This window comes from Actinomadura montaniterrae, assembly GCF_008923365.1.
GTDB classification, from domain to species: Bacteria; Actinomycetota; Actinomycetes; order Streptosporangiales; family Streptosporangiaceae; genus Spirillospora; species Spirillospora montaniterrae.
This window is the reverse complement of record NZ_WBMR01000034.1, coordinates 1-15,204: the sequence shown is the minus strand read 5'-3', so window position 1 is coordinate 15,204 and position 15,204 is coordinate 1. Positions and strand designations below refer to the sequence as shown.

Genomic DNA, 15,204 nt, shown 5'->3' with positions numbered 1-15,204 from the left:
GGCGGCTCACCCGGATCCGGGCCCCGGGCCCGGCTGTCTCAGGCCGGTGGACAGCTGCTTGCCGACCCGTTTGACCAGCATCGTCATCTCGTAGGCGACCAGCCCCGCGTTCGCGCCGACCTCGCTGAGCAGCGCCAGGCAGCTGTTCGCGCCGGCGGGGACGACGAAGAACAGCCCCCGCTCCATCTCGACCATCGTCTGCCGGACGTCGCCGGAGTCCATCTGCGGACGGGCGCCGACGGCCAGGCTGTGGAACCCGGCGGCGAGCGCCGCGAGGTACTCCGCGTCCTCCCGCCCGACGCCCCGGGACATCCCCATCACCAGGCCGTCCCGCGACAGCACGACGACCTTGCGGATCTGCGGGACCCGGTCGACGAGGTCGTCGAGCAGCCAGTTCAGCTCGTTGGTCGTTCCCTGCCCGCTCATGCCCGCTCCCTGCCGTCCGGTGCCTCGTCCTCGTCGCGCCCGCGCAGCCAGCCCGCCTGGAGTGCGGCGAACAGGTCGCGGGACGCCTCCGCCGACCGCTCCTCCCACGCGACGAGCGCGTCGTCGGGGGCCGGTGCCGTGCGCGGGGTCGCGCGCGGGTCGTCGCGCAGCTGCGGCGCCAGGTTGCCGCCGCGGACCCGCCGCGGCAGCGGCACGCGCCCGCCGCCCGCCTGGACCTCGCCGAACGAGGCGGGCGCCTCGAACGACCGCGCGTCGAACGCCTGCGTCTCGAACGCCCCGGATCCGAACGCGCGCGGCTCGAACGCCTGCGTCTCGGCGGGGCCCGCGTCCAGGTGCGGTGTCTCCAGCCGCCACGCCTCGTGGAACGGCTGGGTCTCCTCCGGGGCGCCGCCGTGCGGCTCCGGGAACTCCACCACCGCCGGCGCCTCGACGTCGAACGGGGTCGGCGCGTTCAGCATCGCGGTCCCGTTCGACGGCGCCGACCCGGCCACGCCGGACGGCCAGGGCCGCGACGAGCCGTTCGCGGCGCCGTTCGCCGCGCCGTTTCCGGGCGCGGGCGCGGCCGCCGGGCGCGCGAGCGGCGCGTCGTCCTCGTCGTCCGGCCCTTCGGCCTCGACGATCAGCCGGCGCGGGATCAGCACGACGGCGCTGACGCCCCCGTACAGCGACGGCTGCAGCGCGACCCTGATGCCGTGCCGGTGGGCAAGGCGCCCGACGACGAACAGCCCGAGCCGGTCGGTGACGGCGAGGTCGAACTCCGGCGGCTGCGACAGCCGCAGGTTCAGCGCGTCGAGCTCGGACTGGTCGAGGCCGATGCCGCGGTCGATGATGTCGACCGCGAACCCGTTGGCGCCCATCTCGCCGCGCACCAGCACCTCCGTCGGCGCCGGGGAGAACACCGTGGCGTTCTCGATCAGCTCGGCGAGCAGGTGGACGATGTCGGCGACGGCCTCGCCGATCACCGCGGCCCGGCCGGACACGACCACGACCTCGACGCGGGTGTAGTCCTCGACCTCCGAGATCGCCGACCGGAGCACGTCCTCGACGTGCACGGGCCTGCTCCAGCCCCGGCCGGGCGCCGTCCCGGACAGGATGACCAGGCCTTCGGCGTGCCGGCGCATGCGGGTGGTGAGGTGGTCGAGCCGGAACAGGTCCTCCAGCGCCTTCGGGTCGGACGCGCCGCGCTCCATCTCGTCCAGCATCCGCAGCTGCCGGTGCAGCAGCGACTGGCTGCGGAACGCGACGTTCAGGAACACCCGGCTGATGCCCTGCCGCAGGTAGGACTCGCGGACGGCGGTCTCGATCGCGGTGTGCTGGACGCGGGTGAAGGCGTCCCCGACCCGGGACACCTCCCGGCTCTTGCCGATGACCAGCGGCGGCGCCTCCGCCTCCACGTCGACCTCCTCGCCGCGCCGCAGCCGCGCCACGACCCGGGGCAGCCGGTTCGAGGCGAGGTCGAGGGCGGCGCGCTGCAGCCCGCGCAGCTCGCGGGAGAGGCTGCGCGCGGCCAGCAGCGACAGGACGATCGACGCGATCACGGCGAGCAGCCCGAACCCGCCCGCGATGACCAGCCGCACGATGATGCGGTGGCCGATCGGTTTCGCCATGTCGTCGAGCGCCAGGCTCGCCTGGGTGACGCGCTGGTCCCACGCCTGCCCGAGCAGCTGCGTGGTGGCCGTCCAGTCGCCCGCCTCGGCGGGCAGCCGGTCGCCGCGCGCGTTGACGATCGCCGACTCGGCCGCGCGGTACCGCTGGAAACCGGCGGACTGGGCGAGCTGCTGGAGCGGCGCCCGGATGCTCGCGTTCAGGTCGGCGAGCCCGGCGTCGAACGCCTGCCGTCCCTGCGCCGCGAACTGGACGAACGCGATGTGCTCGGCCGGGGTGAAGCGGCCCCCGCGGCCCATCGCGGAGATGACCAGCGAGTCCTCCTTCAGCATGGCGGCGCGGGCGTTGCCGAGGCTGATCAGGGCGCGGCCCTGGGTGAGGATGTTGACGTCGTCGACCGCGACGAAGCCGTTGAACACGGCGACGAGGTCGTCGAGGACGGTGCTGTAGGAGTTGATGAGGTCGAGCGTCTCGAAGCGCCCGGCGTCGACCCTGGCGCGCAGCTGCGGCAGCTTCGCCAGGTCGCGGACGGCGACGGTGAGCCGCTGCTTGGTCTCGGTCTTCGCGGCGTCCTGCGCGTCCTTGGACAGCGCCGACCGCTTGAAGGCGGCCTCGAGGCCGTCGACGCGGGCGCGCTGCTGCCCGAGCTTCTGCTTGTACTGGGGCTGCCGCGTGACCAGCGCGGCGACGCTCAGGGAACGTTCCGCCTGGAGCTGGCTCACCAGCGTGATGCCGGGCAGCCCGATCTTCTCGTAGGTGGTGGAGAAGTCGTACTTGTCGAACGCGTCGCCCAGCGTGATGTTCGCGGCGAACGCCCACAGGGCTATCAGGGACACCAGCGGGACGAGCAGCAGCGCGGTGATGCGCATGCGGATCGGCCGCCGCTTCCTGGGGCCGGTGCTCTGCTCGCCGGTGCGTCTCGTGCGTCGCGCGCTCTCGGCGGCGAAGTCGCCGTCGCCGGGTTCCTCCCGGGCCGGGGCCGCGTGCGGGGCCGTCGGCCGGCCTTCGGTGTCCATCGGATCACCCACTCGTCGGGGTCGGGCCTGCTGTCGGCCCGCCGCTGGGTTCGTCGAACTCGGGTCGGGGCGGGCGCGGGCTCGAAGCCGCGCTCCGCCAAGCTCGGGGCGGGCGGGCCCTCGGGGCCGCGCTCCGCCGGGTGCGGGGCGGGCGGCCCGTGCGGGCCGCACTCCGCCGGGGGCGGGACGGGGCGGTCACGGGCGCGCCTCGTCCAGTGCGGCGCGGGCGACCAGGCCGCGCAGCCGGCCGGTGATCATCGCCACCGCCTCGGCATGGCCGCGCGCCGCCTTCTCCCGCGTGCTGTAGCGCCCGACGTCGGCGTGCATCGACAGGTCGGACACGATCGTCTGCCAGAGCAGGGGTCTCCCGTTCGCCGCGAACCCGAGGTCGATCACGGTGAACCAGGTGGAGACGACCACCACGACTCCGCCGACGCGGATGACGTCCTGGGCGAGCAGCCTCGACCGGGCGTCGAGCAGCAGCCGCTGCGCCTCGTCCGCCGTGGCGCGTATCCCATCCGCCCGGTAGTACTCCACGGACATGGCAATCCCCATCGCCGCCGGTAAGGGCGTCCGCCGGCGCGCGCGCGTGGGTCCCGCCGTTCAGCCGAACGGCGGTACGGGGCGGCGCGGCGCCGCGCAGGGTGCATCGCGCCCGAGCCCGCGCGGGTGCGCGGGCCGGGACGGTGCCCGGGTCAGTGCGGGTGCCGCTCGTCGTGCGGCCGGGCGCCGATCTCGCACCAGACCGTCTTGCCGGCGGCGGTGAGGTCGGTGCCGTGCCGGTCGGCGAGGGCCGCGACGAGGAACCAGCCGCGGCCGGTCTCCTCCATGAGGTCGACGGGCCTGGCGTGCGGCAGCGCGGCGCCGCGGTCGTGCACCTCGATCCGCAGCCGGGACCCGCCCCGCAGCAGCCGCAGGCACAGCAGCGTGCCGGTGCCGGCGGCGTGCCGGACGGCGCCCGTGACCAGTTCGGAGATCAGGACCTCGGCGTCGTCGCGGGCGTGCGCGGCGCCGGCGGAGCCGAGCACGGCGCGGCCGAACGCGCGGGCCCGCGGGACCGACGCGCGCTCCGCGGGCAGTGTCAGCTCGCCGAGCAGGACGGGGTCCGGCCCCTCCATGGTGGTGAGGCCGTGCGGGTGGGCGGGGACGGTGTGGTGGGGGGTGGCCAGGGTGCTAGGCAACTCGATGGTGCGGTGTTCGCCCGACATGTGGAACGCCTCCTTGACTAAGGCGTGGCGGCCCGTCCCGGCCCGGCCTTGACTCCTGGCCGGGGAGGTCGCTGGGGGTGAATGCCCGTATCGCCGTCCGGGGCGCCCGGATGGGGACCCCGCGCGGCCTGGCCGGCTTCGCCGGTTCGGGCGCGTACGGCGGCACGGTGTGCGAAGGGGCCGCGGCCGTGCGGCCGGCGCCGGTCACGACGCCTCGCCCCCTTCGGCGTGGGCGCCCGCCCGGGCGCGCAGCAGCCGGGCGGTGCTGGTGAACCACTCGTGGTGCTCCTGCTCGAACCGGCGGCCCCGCAGGCACGTCAGGTAGGGGCCGATCGGCGTGGCGCTGCGCAGGAAGGTGTGCTCGTCCAGGTCGCCGCGCAGGCGCGCGAGCATGCGCTCGAACAGCTCGACCTTCGCGGCGGACATGCGGGCGCGCTCCTCGAGCTGCGCGATCACCGCGTCCGCGGAGATGTGGTCGACGGCCTGCACCATGACCAGGATGTTCTCGCGGATGGTCCCGGGTTTCGCGGGGGTGCTGGCGAAGCGCTCCAGCTCGTCCACGCCGGCCCGGGTGACGGTGTAGACGCGCTTGTTGGGGCGGTCGTGCTGGATGACCTGCCGTCCGCTGATCAGGCCTTCGGTCTCCAACCTCGACAGCTCGGAGTAGAGCTGCTGCGGAACGGCGTGCCAGAAGTTGGAGACCGACAAATCAAAGATCTTGGCCAGCTGGTAGCCGCTGTACTCGCCGTCGAGCAACGCCGCCAGGACCGCGTGACGCAACGCCATCGGACTTCTCTCCCTGCTTGACTCAGGGTGATGCCCGACGTTATCAGACAACGACATGATTAGTCATGCTTTTGACTAGGGTGAGTATGGACGAATTTCGCGACGCCCGGTTCGAGGTCCGCTCCGAGCGCCGTGACCTCGCCGTCCAGCAGCGCCTGCCGGGTCGGGCCGCGCCGCAGCTTGCCGCTCGTCGTGCGGCGGACCGTGCCGCGCCCGGTCAGCACCACGCTGAGCGCGGGCAGCTCGTGCGCGCGCGCCACGGCGGCCTTGATGACCCCAGCCAGCTCGTCCGGCGGCGTCCCGCCCGCGGCCCGCGTGCTGATCTCCTGGACGAGCACGACCTGCTCCCGGCCGTCCTCGGTCGTCACGCCGTCGAGCACGAACGCGGCGCCTATCAGCGCGGCGGGGTGCGCCGCCTGCGCCGTCTCCTCGATGTCGTGGGCGTGGACGTTGCGGCCGTTGACGATGATCAGGTCCTTGCTGCGGCCGGTGACGAACACCTCGCCGCCGTCCACGAACCCGAGGTCGCCGGTGCGCAGGAACGGGCCGTCGCCGCCGGCCGTGTACGCCTGGAACGTCGCGCGCGTCTCGGCGGGGCTGCGCCAGTAGCCCGCGGCGACGCTGCCGCCGCGCACCCAGAGCTCGCCCGCCCGCCCGTCCGGCAGCGGCTCCAGCGTCTCCGGATCGACGACGCGGACGTCCAGGGTGACCGGGCGGCCGCTGCTCACCAGCCGCCGCACCGTCCCGTCCCGCACCGTCCCGTCCAGCGCGTCCTCGCCCGGGCCCTCGCGGTCCTCGCTCTCCTCCGCCGGCACGGCATGGCCGCGGGACAGGGCGGCGGCGTCGAAGTCGCGGATCACCGGGCCCGTGCCCCACGGCGCGGCGCTGATGAGCAGCGTCGCCTCCGCCATGCCGTAGCACGGCATCCACATCCGCGGCTCGAACCCGGCGGGCGCGAACCGTTCGCTCCACCGCTCCAGCGTCGCCGCGCGGACCGGCTCGGCGCCGTTCTTCACCGTCTGCAGGGACGACAGGTCCAGCGTCTCGATCTGCCGGTCGGTGACGCGGCGCAGCGCCAGCTCGTACCCGAAGTTGGGCGCGACGGTGATCGTCGCGCGGTGCCGGGTGATGAGCTCCAGCCACAGCACCGGCCGCTTGATGAAGGTGATCGGCGAGGTCAGCACGTACCGCATGCCGAGGTACAGCGGTTCCAGGAACTGGCCGACGAGGCCCATGTCGTGGAAGTGCGGCACCCAGCCGACGCCGATCGACTCCGGCGTCCCCTCGATGCGCCGCCTGATCTCCTCGGCGTTGTACAGCAGGTTCCGGTGGGTGACCATCACGCCCTTCGGCTCGCTCGTCGAACCGGACGTGTACTGCAGGAACGCGAGCGTGTCGGGGCCGAACTCCGGCATCGTCCACCCGCCCGCGTCCACGAGCGGGTCCTCGGTCCCGGCGGCCTCGGTGTCGAGGCACTGCACCTTCCCGGCGAGCCCCGCCTCCTTCAGCCACCCCTCGATCGCGTCGAGATGCGCGCCGTCGGTGAGGATCCAGGTGATGTCGGCGTCCGCGATGATCCGGCGGGTGCGGTCGAAGCGCCCCGCGTCCAGCACCGGAAGCGGCGCCGGGACGGCCACGACCCGCGCGTACAGGCAGCCGACGAACGCCGCCATGAACTCCAGGCCCTCCGGATACAGCAGCAGGACGGCCCGGTCCCGCAGGCCGCGCTCCTCCAGCCGGCGGGCCACCGCCACGGCCCGCCGGTCCAGCTCGGCGAGGCCGAGCACGTCCTCCCGGTAGGCGCGGCCGGGGCCGGGCTCCTCCTTGACGAAGGTGAAGCCCCGCGCGTCCCCGTGCGCCCGCACGGTCTCCCGGACGGCCGACACGAAATCGGTGTGCCTGTCCATGCCCATGGCGCCGTCACACGTCCTCGGCCAGCGACGTCAGCGTGAACCAGCGGCCCTCGCCGGACGTGCGGAACATCGCGTCCTCGAACGCCGGCAGGAACTCCTCCGACAGGACGGTGTCCGGGTAGGTGCGCTGCAGCAGCCGCTGCAGGCACAGCACGAGCCACTGCCCGCCCGCGAACGACCCGCCGAACTCGCGGTGGTTGTGCAGCCACGTCAGCATGCACGACACCATCGCGTGCAGCTCGCAGTACCGCCGCGCCCGCATCAGCGCCGCCACCGACGAGGTGTCGCCCTCGCTCTCGCGGATGCCCTCGTCGACCTTCGCGCGCAGCGCACCGATGCTCGACACCAGGTCCTTCAGCTCGGCGGCGACGCCCGGCGCGGCGTGCGCGTTCGCCGCCGAGAGCAGCTCCTCGGAGATCTGCTCGAACCGCTGCCCGACCTCGTCGCGGCCCTCGTTGGTGAGCTGGAGGCGCCGGCCGTCCGGCTCCCAGGTCGGTGGCGTCCGCGTCCACGAGAACAGCTCGGCGAGCAGCGCGTCCTCGCCGCCCGTCTCGTCCGGCGGACGGCACAGGAACGGCAGCTGCGCGGCGACGTTCGCCAGGTTGACGTGCGTGGTGCCCTCGAAGATGCTCGCGATCGCGTGGTCGCGCTGCAGCTTCTGGAACACCCCGTGCGCGACGCCCTCGCGCAGGTAGCCGCGCGCCGCAAGGACCGTTCCCATGCTCGCGACGACCTCGTCGCCCTGCACCGGGACGAAGTACTTCACGATCGACGACCACAGGCTCAGCCGGCCCGGCGCGACCGTCAGGCTCCGCGCCACCGGGATCGCGACGCACTCGGCGATCAGCAGGTCCAGGTGCGCCTTCAGCAGATGGTCGCGGATCACCGGGATCTGGTAGATGTCCGCCCCGTACAGGGTGCGCTGGTGCGCGTACTCCATCGCGATCCGCACCACCGCGTCCATCGTCCCGACCGACAGCGCCGCGATCGCCGTCCGGGTGATCTGCAGCGTCTTCAGCGTCTGGACGAGCCCGGCCCCGCGCCGCCCGATCACGCAGTCCGCCGGCAGCCGCGCCCCGTCGAACGCGACGCCGCTCAGGTCGTGGCCGCGCAGCCCGACCGTCCGGACGGGCGGCAGCGTCGACCAGCTGTCCGGGTCCAGGGTCGTCTTGTCGACCAGCAGCAGCGAGAAGTCCCGCGCGCCGGTCCTGGCGTAGGTCGTGACGAACCGGCCGCGCGTCGCGTTGCCGACCGGCCACTTCGTCCCGGTCAGCACCAGCTCGTCGCCCTTGCTCACCGCCTCGGACTCGCTCGCCATCACGTCGCTGCCGTGGTCGGCCTCCGACACCCCGAAGCAGGCGAGGTCGCCGTTCAGCACGCCGTCCGCGACCGTCCTGCGCTGCCGCTCGTCGCCCCACAGCCACACCGGGTTCACCGCCAGCAGGCCCGACCCGTACATCACCGCGACCGTGACGCTGCGCCGCGAGATGCCGCGGGTGACGAAGAACAGCTCCTCCAGCGTCGTCAGGCGCCCGCCCAGCCCGGACGGCACCAGGTACTTCGGGAAACCCCAGGCCCGGACGGCGTCCACCGCCCCGGGCGGCAGCTCGTCGCGCTCCTCGGCCTCGACGATCGCCTTGTAGGAGAACGGCCCGGCCTCGTCGTCCATGGGGTCGCCGAGGAAACCGTCCAGATCGGCTGCGATGCGATGCGCCGGCGACAGGCCGGTGCGTGCGGGGACCATTCCGCTGTCCATCTTCCACTCCCTGTAGCCGAACTTGTCGCGGTGCCCGCGCGCCCTCACCGGCACGCGGCGCCGCCGGGCCGGCGCCCGGAGGCGGCCCCCACGCCCCCGGCCCGCGCGGCCCCGTCACGAAGGGGACGCCCCGTCACGTCCCCTGGTCCTCCATGCGGCGGCCGACCACGCGGGCGAGCGTCATCGCCGCGGGCAGCGGCCGGACCATCACCGTCAGCCCGGTCACCAGCCCGGTCTCGCCGAACCTGAGCAGGTCGAGGCCCTGCAGCGACTTGCCCATGACCCGCGCGCTGAACACCAGCGCCTGCGGGGGCGGCTGCAGGGACCCGCCCGCCGCGTCCGTCCCGGCGAGCTCGTCGGTGTAGCGGAAGTCCTCGAACACCTCCAGCAGGACGCGCAGCAGCGCGGTGACCGCGTCGCGGCCGTGGTACGGCTTCACCATCACCGGGCTGTGGAACTCGATGCCCGGGTCCAGCGTCCGGGTGATGGCGGCGAGGTCCTTGGCCTCCACCGCCGCTCGGAACGTTCCGGGGACCGTCACGTCGCCGCTCCCTTCGCCGGGGCGGCGCCCGCCCGCGGTATCGGCGCCCGTGATCGCGGGACATGGGCGGGCGATAATGGTCTCTTCATCGTCATCCCGACTCTTCGACTGCCCCCCGAGGCTGTCCGTTCTCAGGTCGCCCGCTCGCCGAGCAGCTCGGCGGCGAGGTGCGCGATCACCTCCGCGACATAATCGTGCCCGGCCGGGCTCAGGTGGATTCCGTCGGCACTCCACATCGCGGGGTCGGCGATTTTCGTCACCGTTTCACGAGCCGGGAACGCCATTCCGAAGTCGCCCGCGGCGCGTTCCAGCTCGGCATTGAAGAGGGCGATGCGCTGCAGCACGCGTTTCTTGCGGAACTGCGAGATGGGAGACCGTTCGAGCAGCGGCGGGCGGGGCACCGGAATCGCCAGCAGGCCGGCTCCGGCGTCCCGCGCCCAGCGGTGCACCTCGTCCAGCCGGGCGCCCGCCGCGGCCGGCTCGAACCCGTTCAGCGCGTCGTTCATGCCGCAGCCGAGCACCGCCAGGCGGGGCCGCGCGGCCCGCACGGCGGGGAGCTGGTCGCGCACCACGTCCTCGATCGTGGCGCCCGCGTCGGAGACGTTCAGCACGTCGCCGGGCGGCACGCCGAGGCGCCGGGCGAGCCGGCCGGCCCAGCCGAGCCAGCCGCCCGCCGGGGCGGGATCGTCGCGGCCCTCGGCCACGCTATCGCCGAGCACCACCAGGGCGGCGCCCGCGGCCGGCGGGCCGGCCATCACGCGACGAGGTCGAGAAGGTAGGCGGTGAGGTCGGCGACCGTCTCACGGCGCCGCGCCTCGGCCACGTCCACCTCCACCTGCAGGTGGTCCTCGATGTCGCTGATGATGCTGATCGCGTACACCGAATCGACGCCGTAACGTGCGAGTTCGACCCCTGGATCGATGTTTTCCGTCGGCCTGTCGAGGTAGAAGGCGATGCGGTCAAGAAGCCACATCTGGAGCTCGTCGTGGGAAATTGTTTGCGATCCGCTCACCGCACTCCCCTTTTTGTCAGAGGATCTTCTGAACCAAACCCCGATGGCCATCCGTAGCTGAGCACATGGCACGGTACATGCATATGTTCGGCATGTCACAGATCTGTCTGTGAACTATCGGACACGAGCATGTCACTTTTCCGTAAATTAAGTCAGCCAGCCGGTAAAACGGAGCCCGTGTACCGGACGGTAACCGGTTCCGTAAGGGGCCCACGACGGGCGCCGTCAGGCGACCGCCGTCACGGCCGCCCCACCCGGCCGCTCCTCCCCCGCCCGCCGCCCCACGGCACGCGACCTGCACCGTTCCCCACGACCGCGCACCCGCCCCCGCGCCGCCCGGCGCGTGGCGCCGGGCACGTTCCATGAGAATTTCGGACAACCGCCCAATCGGCGCCCGCACCCACCGTTCGATCAGTGATCGGGCCGGACGGGAACGATCGACGCGCCGGTCGCCGGTCCCGTCAGCAACGAACCGACGGGGTTCGGCTCGTGCCGGCGGGCCATCCGGTCCCGCACCGCCCGCGCGCGCTGCGTCCGCCAGCGGTGCGCCGCCGTCCGGCGGAACCGCGCGAGGTGCGCCGCCGCCGGGCGGTCCCGTCCCGCCGGCGCGTACCCGTGCCGCCGCAGCCGGTCCGCCAGGACGTGCTCGACGAGGTCCGCCTCCCACGGCTGCATCCGCGTCGCCCACGCGCCGACGCTGCGGTCGTTGACGGCCTCGTGCGTCCGCAGATGCCAGCGGCGCTCGGCCGGGACCGTCCGGCGCGCGTGGTGGTGCGGCTCGGCCATCGCCTCGTCGTACTCCTCCTCCAGGAACCCGCACAGCGCCACCAGCGACCGCTCCGGCTCGGCGACGAGGTCCTCGTAGCGCATCTCGAAGTAGCGGCCGGGGCCGAGCCGCCGCGCGAGCCTGCTCCCGGTGTCGACGGCCTCCCGCCACGTCAGCGCGGCGGAGTGGACGTCACCCTCGTACCAGGGCATCCGGACGAGCGAGCTGACCGCGTCCCGCCCGTCGCGGACCAGGTGGACGAACTGCGCGTCCGGGAACATCCGCAGCAGCATCGGCACCTTGCGGAAGTAGCTCGGCCGCTTGTCGCCCCACCGCGCCTTCCCGTGCTCGCGCGCGTAGCGGCGGAACACGGCGGCGAGCGCCGACCCGAGCGTCGGCGGGCCGTGCACGATGTCGTCGACGACCACGCCGGCGTCCAGGCCGAGGACGTCGAACTTCGTCCCGCCGCCCGCGGTGATCCACTCGCCGAGCGCCCGCCGGTTCGCCTCCGCCCGCAGGTCGCCGAAGCCGAGCCGCCGCGCGTACGCGACGTGTACGAACCGCGTCTCGGACGGCACCGCCAGGCGCCGGTGCGAGTGCAGCATCTGCTGCAGCAGCGTCGTGCCGGAGCGCGGGCAGCCGAGGACGAAGACGGGCCGGTGGGACTGCGTGGTCATGGCGCGTGAAGGTACGGACGCCGCCTGAACCGGACCTCAGACGAACCTCAGAGTTCGCTGAACGTGCTCATCTCATCACCGTGAGCGATAGGCCTTTAGCCCGGAGATGCACCTCCCGCCCCACCGTTTTCCAGAAAGGGCCCCGGAGCACGAGAAACACCGACATCTCCGTTCAGGTCCCGACAAAAGGCTTCCCTCGCCGGGAGAACCGGGGTAAAGTAACCCCCGGTGTGCCGGGAAGTCTGGTCGGCGAGACAGGATTTGTCTCCGACCAGGAGGATTTCAGATGACTCCCCGGCCCTTTCTCATGGCCCCGCCCACGCCGCGGCGCCGTGTTCCGCGTCCCACCCCGCGCAGCCTCCGGCTTCGGGCCGGCCTGACCTCTGCGACCTGGGCGGACTCATATCCGGACACATGACCGGCCGTATTCGGCCGGGCGCCGGATACGGCAGCGCATTTCCCTTCTGAACCGGTGACCGCATTCGGCGGCCCGGACGATGAATGACGCCTCGAGGCGGGAGCGTGCACGGCCATGCGTGAATTCGTCGACACCGCGCTCGGCTTCCCCACGGCGCTTTTCAGCTTCTCTCTGGTGGTGGTCGCCGCGTACTGGGCGCTCGTCCTGCTCGGCGGCCTGGGGCACTTCCACGCCGGCACCGATGGCCATACGGGGGCCGGTGCCGGCGCGGGAGGCCACTTCCACGGCCACGGCGGTTTCCACGGCGACGGCGCTCTCCACGGACACGGCGGCTTCCACGGGCACGGCGGCGGACACGGCGCCGTCCACGGGCACGGCGCCGCGCACGGGCACGGCGGCGGGCACGGGCACGGCGGCGGGCACGATCCGTCCGGCGGCCACGAGGACGGCCACGGCTCGGGCGGGCCGCTGGGCGCGATCGGGCTGGGCGGCGTGCCCGCCACCATCACGCTGTCGCTGCTGATCGCGCTGGCCTGGTTCGCGAGCCTGGCCGGGTCGGTGCTGGCGGGCGGCGGCACGCCGGCCCCGCCGCTCGCCGGCGCGGTCCTGGCCGGGGCGCTCGCGGCGGCGTGGCTCGGGACGCGGCTCGCGATCGTCCCGCTGCGCCGGGTGTTCCGCGAGGAGCCGGCGGCGTCGCTGCGCGACTTCGTCGGCCGCACCTGCGTCATCCGCACCGGACGGGTCGGCGCCGACTTCGGCCAGGCCGAGGTCACCGCCGACGACGGCTCGTCCGCCATCGTGCAGGTCCGCCGGCACGCGCTGGACGTCGCCGCCGAGGGCGCCCCCGCCGGCGCCGCGGAGCCCGCCCTCACCGCCGGCAGCACCGCGCTGATCTTCGACTTCGATCCGGACGGCCAGTTCTTCTGGGTCATGCCCTACGAGCAGGCCCCCTGACCTCCGGCTTCTCCGACCCCCGCATCCCACATCCTCCCAGTAGACAGGGATCCCGATGGACGCCATCACGATCGGAGCGGGCGTGCTGATCGCGCTCGCGCTGCTCATCGCGCTCGGCATCGCGCTGATGATGACCCGGCTGTTCCGCAAGGTCGACCAGGGCAGCGCGCTGATCATCTCCAAGCTGAAGAAGGTCGACGTCACCTTCACCGGCGCGGTGGTCCTGCCGGTCCTGCACAAGGCCGAGCTGATGGACATCTCGGTGAAGACGATCGAGATCGAGCGGACCGGCCGGGACGGGCTGATCTGCAGGGACAACATCCGCGCCGACATCCGCATCACGTTCTTCGTCCGGGTGAACAAGACCGTCGAGGACGTGATCAAGGTGGCGCAGGCGATCGGCACCGACCGCGCCAGCCACCAGGACACGCTGCAGGCGCTGTTCGCGGCGAAGTTCTCCGAGGCGCTCAAGACCGTCGGCAAGCACCTGGACTTCACCGACCTCTACACCCGCCGGCACGAGTTCCGCGACCACATCATCGAGCTCATCGGCACCGACCTGAACGGCTACAGCCTGGAGGACGCGGCGATCGACTACCTGGAGCAGACGCCGCTGCTGTCGCTGGACAAGTCCAACATCCTCGACGCGCAGGGCATCCGGAAGATCACCGAGCTGACCGCGATCGAGCACGTCCGGACCAACGAGTACACCCGCAACGAGGAGAAGGAGATCACCCGCCAGAACGTCGAGGCGCGCGAGGCGATCCTGGAGCTGGAGCGCCGCCAGGCGGACGCGGAGCTGCGGCAGCAGCGCGAGATCGAGACCGTCCGGGCGCGGGAGAAGGCGGAGACCGAGCGGGTGCAGGCGGAGGAGCGGCTGCGCGCGCGGACCGCGGACATCCGCACCGACGAGCAGCTCGGCGTGCAGCAGGAGAACCGCGACCGCGAGGTGGCGGTGGCCGCGAAGAACAAGGAGCGGGTCATCGCGGTCGAGAACGAGCGGATCGAGAAGGACCGGATGCTGGAGGTCATCGCCCGCGAGCGCGAGACGGAGCTGACCCGCATCGCCGCGAACAAGGAGGTCGAGGCGGAGAAGCGGGAGATCGCGAACGTGATCCGGGAGCGCATCGCGGTCGAGCGGACGGTCGCCGAGCAGGAGGAGTCGATCAAGCGGGTGCGGGTGGTCGAGGAGGCCGAGCGGACCCGCCAGGCGGTGATCATCCAGGCCGAGGCGGAGGCGCAGGAGGGCCTCGTCAAGGACATCAAGGCGGCGGAGGCCGCGGAGGCCGCGGCGCAGCACCGCGCCCGCGAGCAGCTGACGATGGCCGACGCGCGGCGGCAGGCGTCCGAGCTGGACGCGCAGGCCAAGATCCGGCTGGCCGAGGGGATCCGCGCGGAGGCCGCGGCGGAGGGCCTCGCGGAGGTCGAGGTCCGGGAGCGGGACGCGGCGGCGATCGAGAAGGTCGGCCGCGCGGAGGCGACGGTCGCCGAGCAGAAGGCGCTCGCCGAGGCGGTCCGGATCAAGGGCGCGCTGAAGGCCGAGGCCGAGGGGCTCACCGACAAGGCGGCGGCGATGGCGGCGCTGGACGACGCGACGCGCCAGCACGAGGAGTACCGGCTGCGGCTGGCCGCGGAGAAGGACATCCGGCTGGCGGGGATGCAGGTGCAGCGGGAGGTCGCGGAGGCGCAGGCGACGGTGCTCGCGGCGGGGCTGGAGAAGGCCGACATCGACATCGTCGGCGGCGACAGCGTGTTCTTCGACAAGCTCGTCGGGTCGATCGCGCTCGGCAAGGGCGTGGACGGGTTCGTCGGGAGCTCCGAGACCGTGCGGGCGCTGGGCGGTTCGTGGCTGGACGGGACGGGGTCGTTCAGCGGCGACCTGACCCGGGTCCTGGAGTCGGCCGGCGGCGGGGGCGTCGGGGGCCTGACGATCGCGGCGCTGCTGACGCGGCTCGCCTCGGCCGGCGGCCCGAACGCCCCCGCGCTCAGCGACCTGCTGGACGCCGCCGAGCGCCTCGGCGTGGCGGACGCGCCGGTCGCGGCGGTGCCGCCCGCGGGGTCGAACGGCGCCCCGCTGACCCCGGCGAGCTGACCGTCCGGCCGCA

General features: G+C 73.1%; 13 protein-coding genes. 2 read left to right on the top strand and 11 right to left on the bottom strand.

Features of this window, described 5'->3' with window-relative positions; all coding sequences use genetic code 11:
* Positions 1-6 precede the first annotated feature (6 nt).
* The 11 genes from F9B16_RS14850 to F9B16_RS14800 form a co-directional block, all read right to left on the bottom strand.
* Entirely contained in the window at positions 7-426 is a 420-nt protein-coding gene (locus F9B16_RS14850; protein ID WP_151540644.1) for a roadblock/LC7 domain-containing protein, read from the bottom strand.
* Complete coding sequence (locus tag F9B16_RS14845; RefSeq protein ID WP_151540643.1) at positions 423-3,068, bottom strand: sensor histidine kinase; 2,646 nt, start codon at positions 3,066-3,068, stop codon at positions 423-425. Before F9B16_RS14845 ends, F9B16_RS14850 begins: the two co-directional genes overlap by 4 nt.
* A 195-nt stretch (positions 3,069-3,263) precedes the next feature.
* Positions 3,264-3,611, bottom strand: coding sequence for a hypothetical protein (locus F9B16_RS14840; RefSeq protein ID WP_151540642.1), 348 nt, complete (start codon positions 3,609-3,611; stop codon positions 3,264-3,266).
* A gap of 152 nt (positions 3,612-3,763) precedes the next feature.
* Positions 3,764-4,276, bottom strand: a complete 513-nt coding sequence (locus F9B16_RS14835; RefSeq protein ID WP_151540641.1) for an ATP-binding protein — start codon at positions 4,274-4,276, stop codon at positions 3,764-3,766.
* Positions 4,277-4,480: 204 nt separating this feature from the next.
* Complete coding sequence (locus F9B16_RS14830; RefSeq protein ID WP_151540640.1) at positions 4,481-5,062, bottom strand: PadR family transcriptional regulator; 582 nt, start codon at positions 5,060-5,062, stop codon at positions 4,481-4,483.
* 59 nt (positions 5,063-5,121) lie between these two features.
* Positions 5,122-6,975 carry a fatty acyl-AMP ligase gene (locus F9B16_RS14825; RefSeq protein ID WP_151540639.1) on the bottom strand — a complete coding sequence of 618 codons (1,854 nt, stop codon included), beginning with the start codon at positions 6,973-6,975 and terminating at the stop codon, positions 5,122-5,124.
* A gap of 7 nt (positions 6,976-6,982) precedes the next feature.
* Positions 6,983-8,731 carry an acyl-CoA dehydrogenase family protein gene (locus tag F9B16_RS14820; RefSeq protein ID WP_225991635.1) on the bottom strand — a complete coding sequence of 583 codons (1,749 nt, stop codon included), beginning with the start codon at positions 8,729-8,731 and terminating at the stop codon, positions 6,983-6,985.
* Between the two features lie 133 nt (positions 8,732-8,864).
* Positions 8,865-9,272 (bottom strand): nuclear transport factor 2 family protein, encoded by a 408-nt coding sequence (locus F9B16_RS14815; RefSeq protein WP_151540638.1) that lies wholly within the window; start codon positions 9,270-9,272, stop codon positions 8,865-8,867.
* Positions 9,273-9,403: 131 nt separating this feature from the next.
* On the bottom strand, positions 9,404-10,027 hold the full coding sequence (locus F9B16_RS14810) for an SGNH/GDSL hydrolase family protein (protein ID WP_151540637.1): 624 nt from the start codon (positions 10,025-10,027) through the stop codon (positions 9,404-9,406).
* Positions 10,027-10,284 carry an acyl carrier protein gene (locus F9B16_RS14805; protein WP_225991634.1) on the bottom strand — a complete coding sequence of 86 codons (258 nt, stop codon included), beginning with the start codon at positions 10,282-10,284 and terminating at the stop codon, positions 10,027-10,029. Before F9B16_RS14805 ends, F9B16_RS14810 begins: the two co-directional genes overlap by 1 nt.
* Positions 10,285-10,695: 411 nt before the next feature.
* On the bottom strand, positions 10,696-11,727 hold the full coding sequence (locus F9B16_RS14800) for a sulfotransferase family protein (RefSeq protein WP_151540636.1): 1,032 nt from the start codon (positions 11,725-11,727) through the stop codon (positions 10,696-10,698).
* A gap of 532 nt (positions 11,728-12,259) precedes the next feature.
* Between F9B16_RS14800 and F9B16_RS14795 the strand changes: the two genes are divergently transcribed.
* Together F9B16_RS14795 and F9B16_RS14790 are read left to right on the top strand one after the other, a co-directional pair.
* Positions 12,260-13,099, top strand: a complete 840-nt coding sequence (locus tag F9B16_RS14795; RefSeq protein ID WP_151540635.1) for a hypothetical protein — start codon at positions 12,260-12,262, stop codon at positions 13,097-13,099.
* Between the two features lie 55 nt (positions 13,100-13,154).
* On the top strand, positions 13,155-15,191 hold the full coding sequence (locus tag F9B16_RS14790) for a flotillin family protein (protein WP_151540634.1): 2,037 nt from the start codon (positions 13,155-13,157) through the stop codon (positions 15,189-15,191).
* Positions 15,192-15,204 lie beyond the last annotated feature (13 nt).

What these genes read in the sequence shown, in the direction of transcription:
- F9B16_RS14825 (WP_151540639.1), bottom strand. Translation starts at nt 6,975, where the DNA reads ATGGGCATGGACAGGCACACCGATTTCGTGTCGGCCGTCCGGGAGACC.
- F9B16_RS14830 (WP_151540640.1), bottom strand. Translation starts at nt 5,062, where the DNA reads ATGGCGTTGCGTCACGCGGTCCTGGCGGCGTTGCTCGACGGCGAGTAC.
- F9B16_RS14850 (WP_151540644.1), bottom strand. Translation starts at nt 426, where the DNA reads ATGAGCGGGCAGGGAACGACCAACGAGCTGAACTGGCTGCTCGACGAC.
- F9B16_RS14835 (WP_151540641.1), bottom strand. Translation starts at nt 4,276, where the DNA reads ATGTCGGGCGAACACCGCACCATCGAGTTGCCTAGCACCCTGGCCACC.
- F9B16_RS14795 (WP_151540635.1), top strand. Translation starts at nt 12,260, where the DNA reads ATGCGTGAATTCGTCGACACCGCGCTCGGCTTCCCCACGGCGCTTTTC.
- F9B16_RS14840 (WP_151540642.1), bottom strand. Translation starts at nt 3,611, where the DNA reads ATGTCCGTGGAGTACTACCGGGCGGATGGGATACGCGCCACGGCGGAC.
- F9B16_RS14790 (WP_151540634.1), top strand. Translation starts at nt 13,155, where the DNA reads ATGGACGCCATCACGATCGGAGCGGGCGTGCTGATCGCGCTCGCGCTG.
- F9B16_RS14845 (WP_151540643.1), bottom strand. Translation starts at nt 3,068, where the DNA reads ATGGACACCGAAGGCCGGCCGACGGCCCCGCACGCGGCCCCGGCCCGG.
- F9B16_RS14820 (WP_225991635.1), bottom strand. Translation starts at nt 8,731, where the DNA reads ATGGACAGCGGAATGGTCCCCGCACGCACCGGCCTGTCGCCGGCGCAT.
- F9B16_RS14810 (WP_151540637.1), bottom strand. Translation starts at nt 10,027, where the DNA reads ATGGCCGGCCCGCCGGCCGCGGGCGCCGCCCTGGTGGTGCTCGGCGAT.
- F9B16_RS14800 (WP_151540636.1), bottom strand. Translation starts at nt 11,727, where the DNA reads ATGACCACGCAGTCCCACCGGCCCGTCTTCGTCCTCGGCTGCCCGCGC.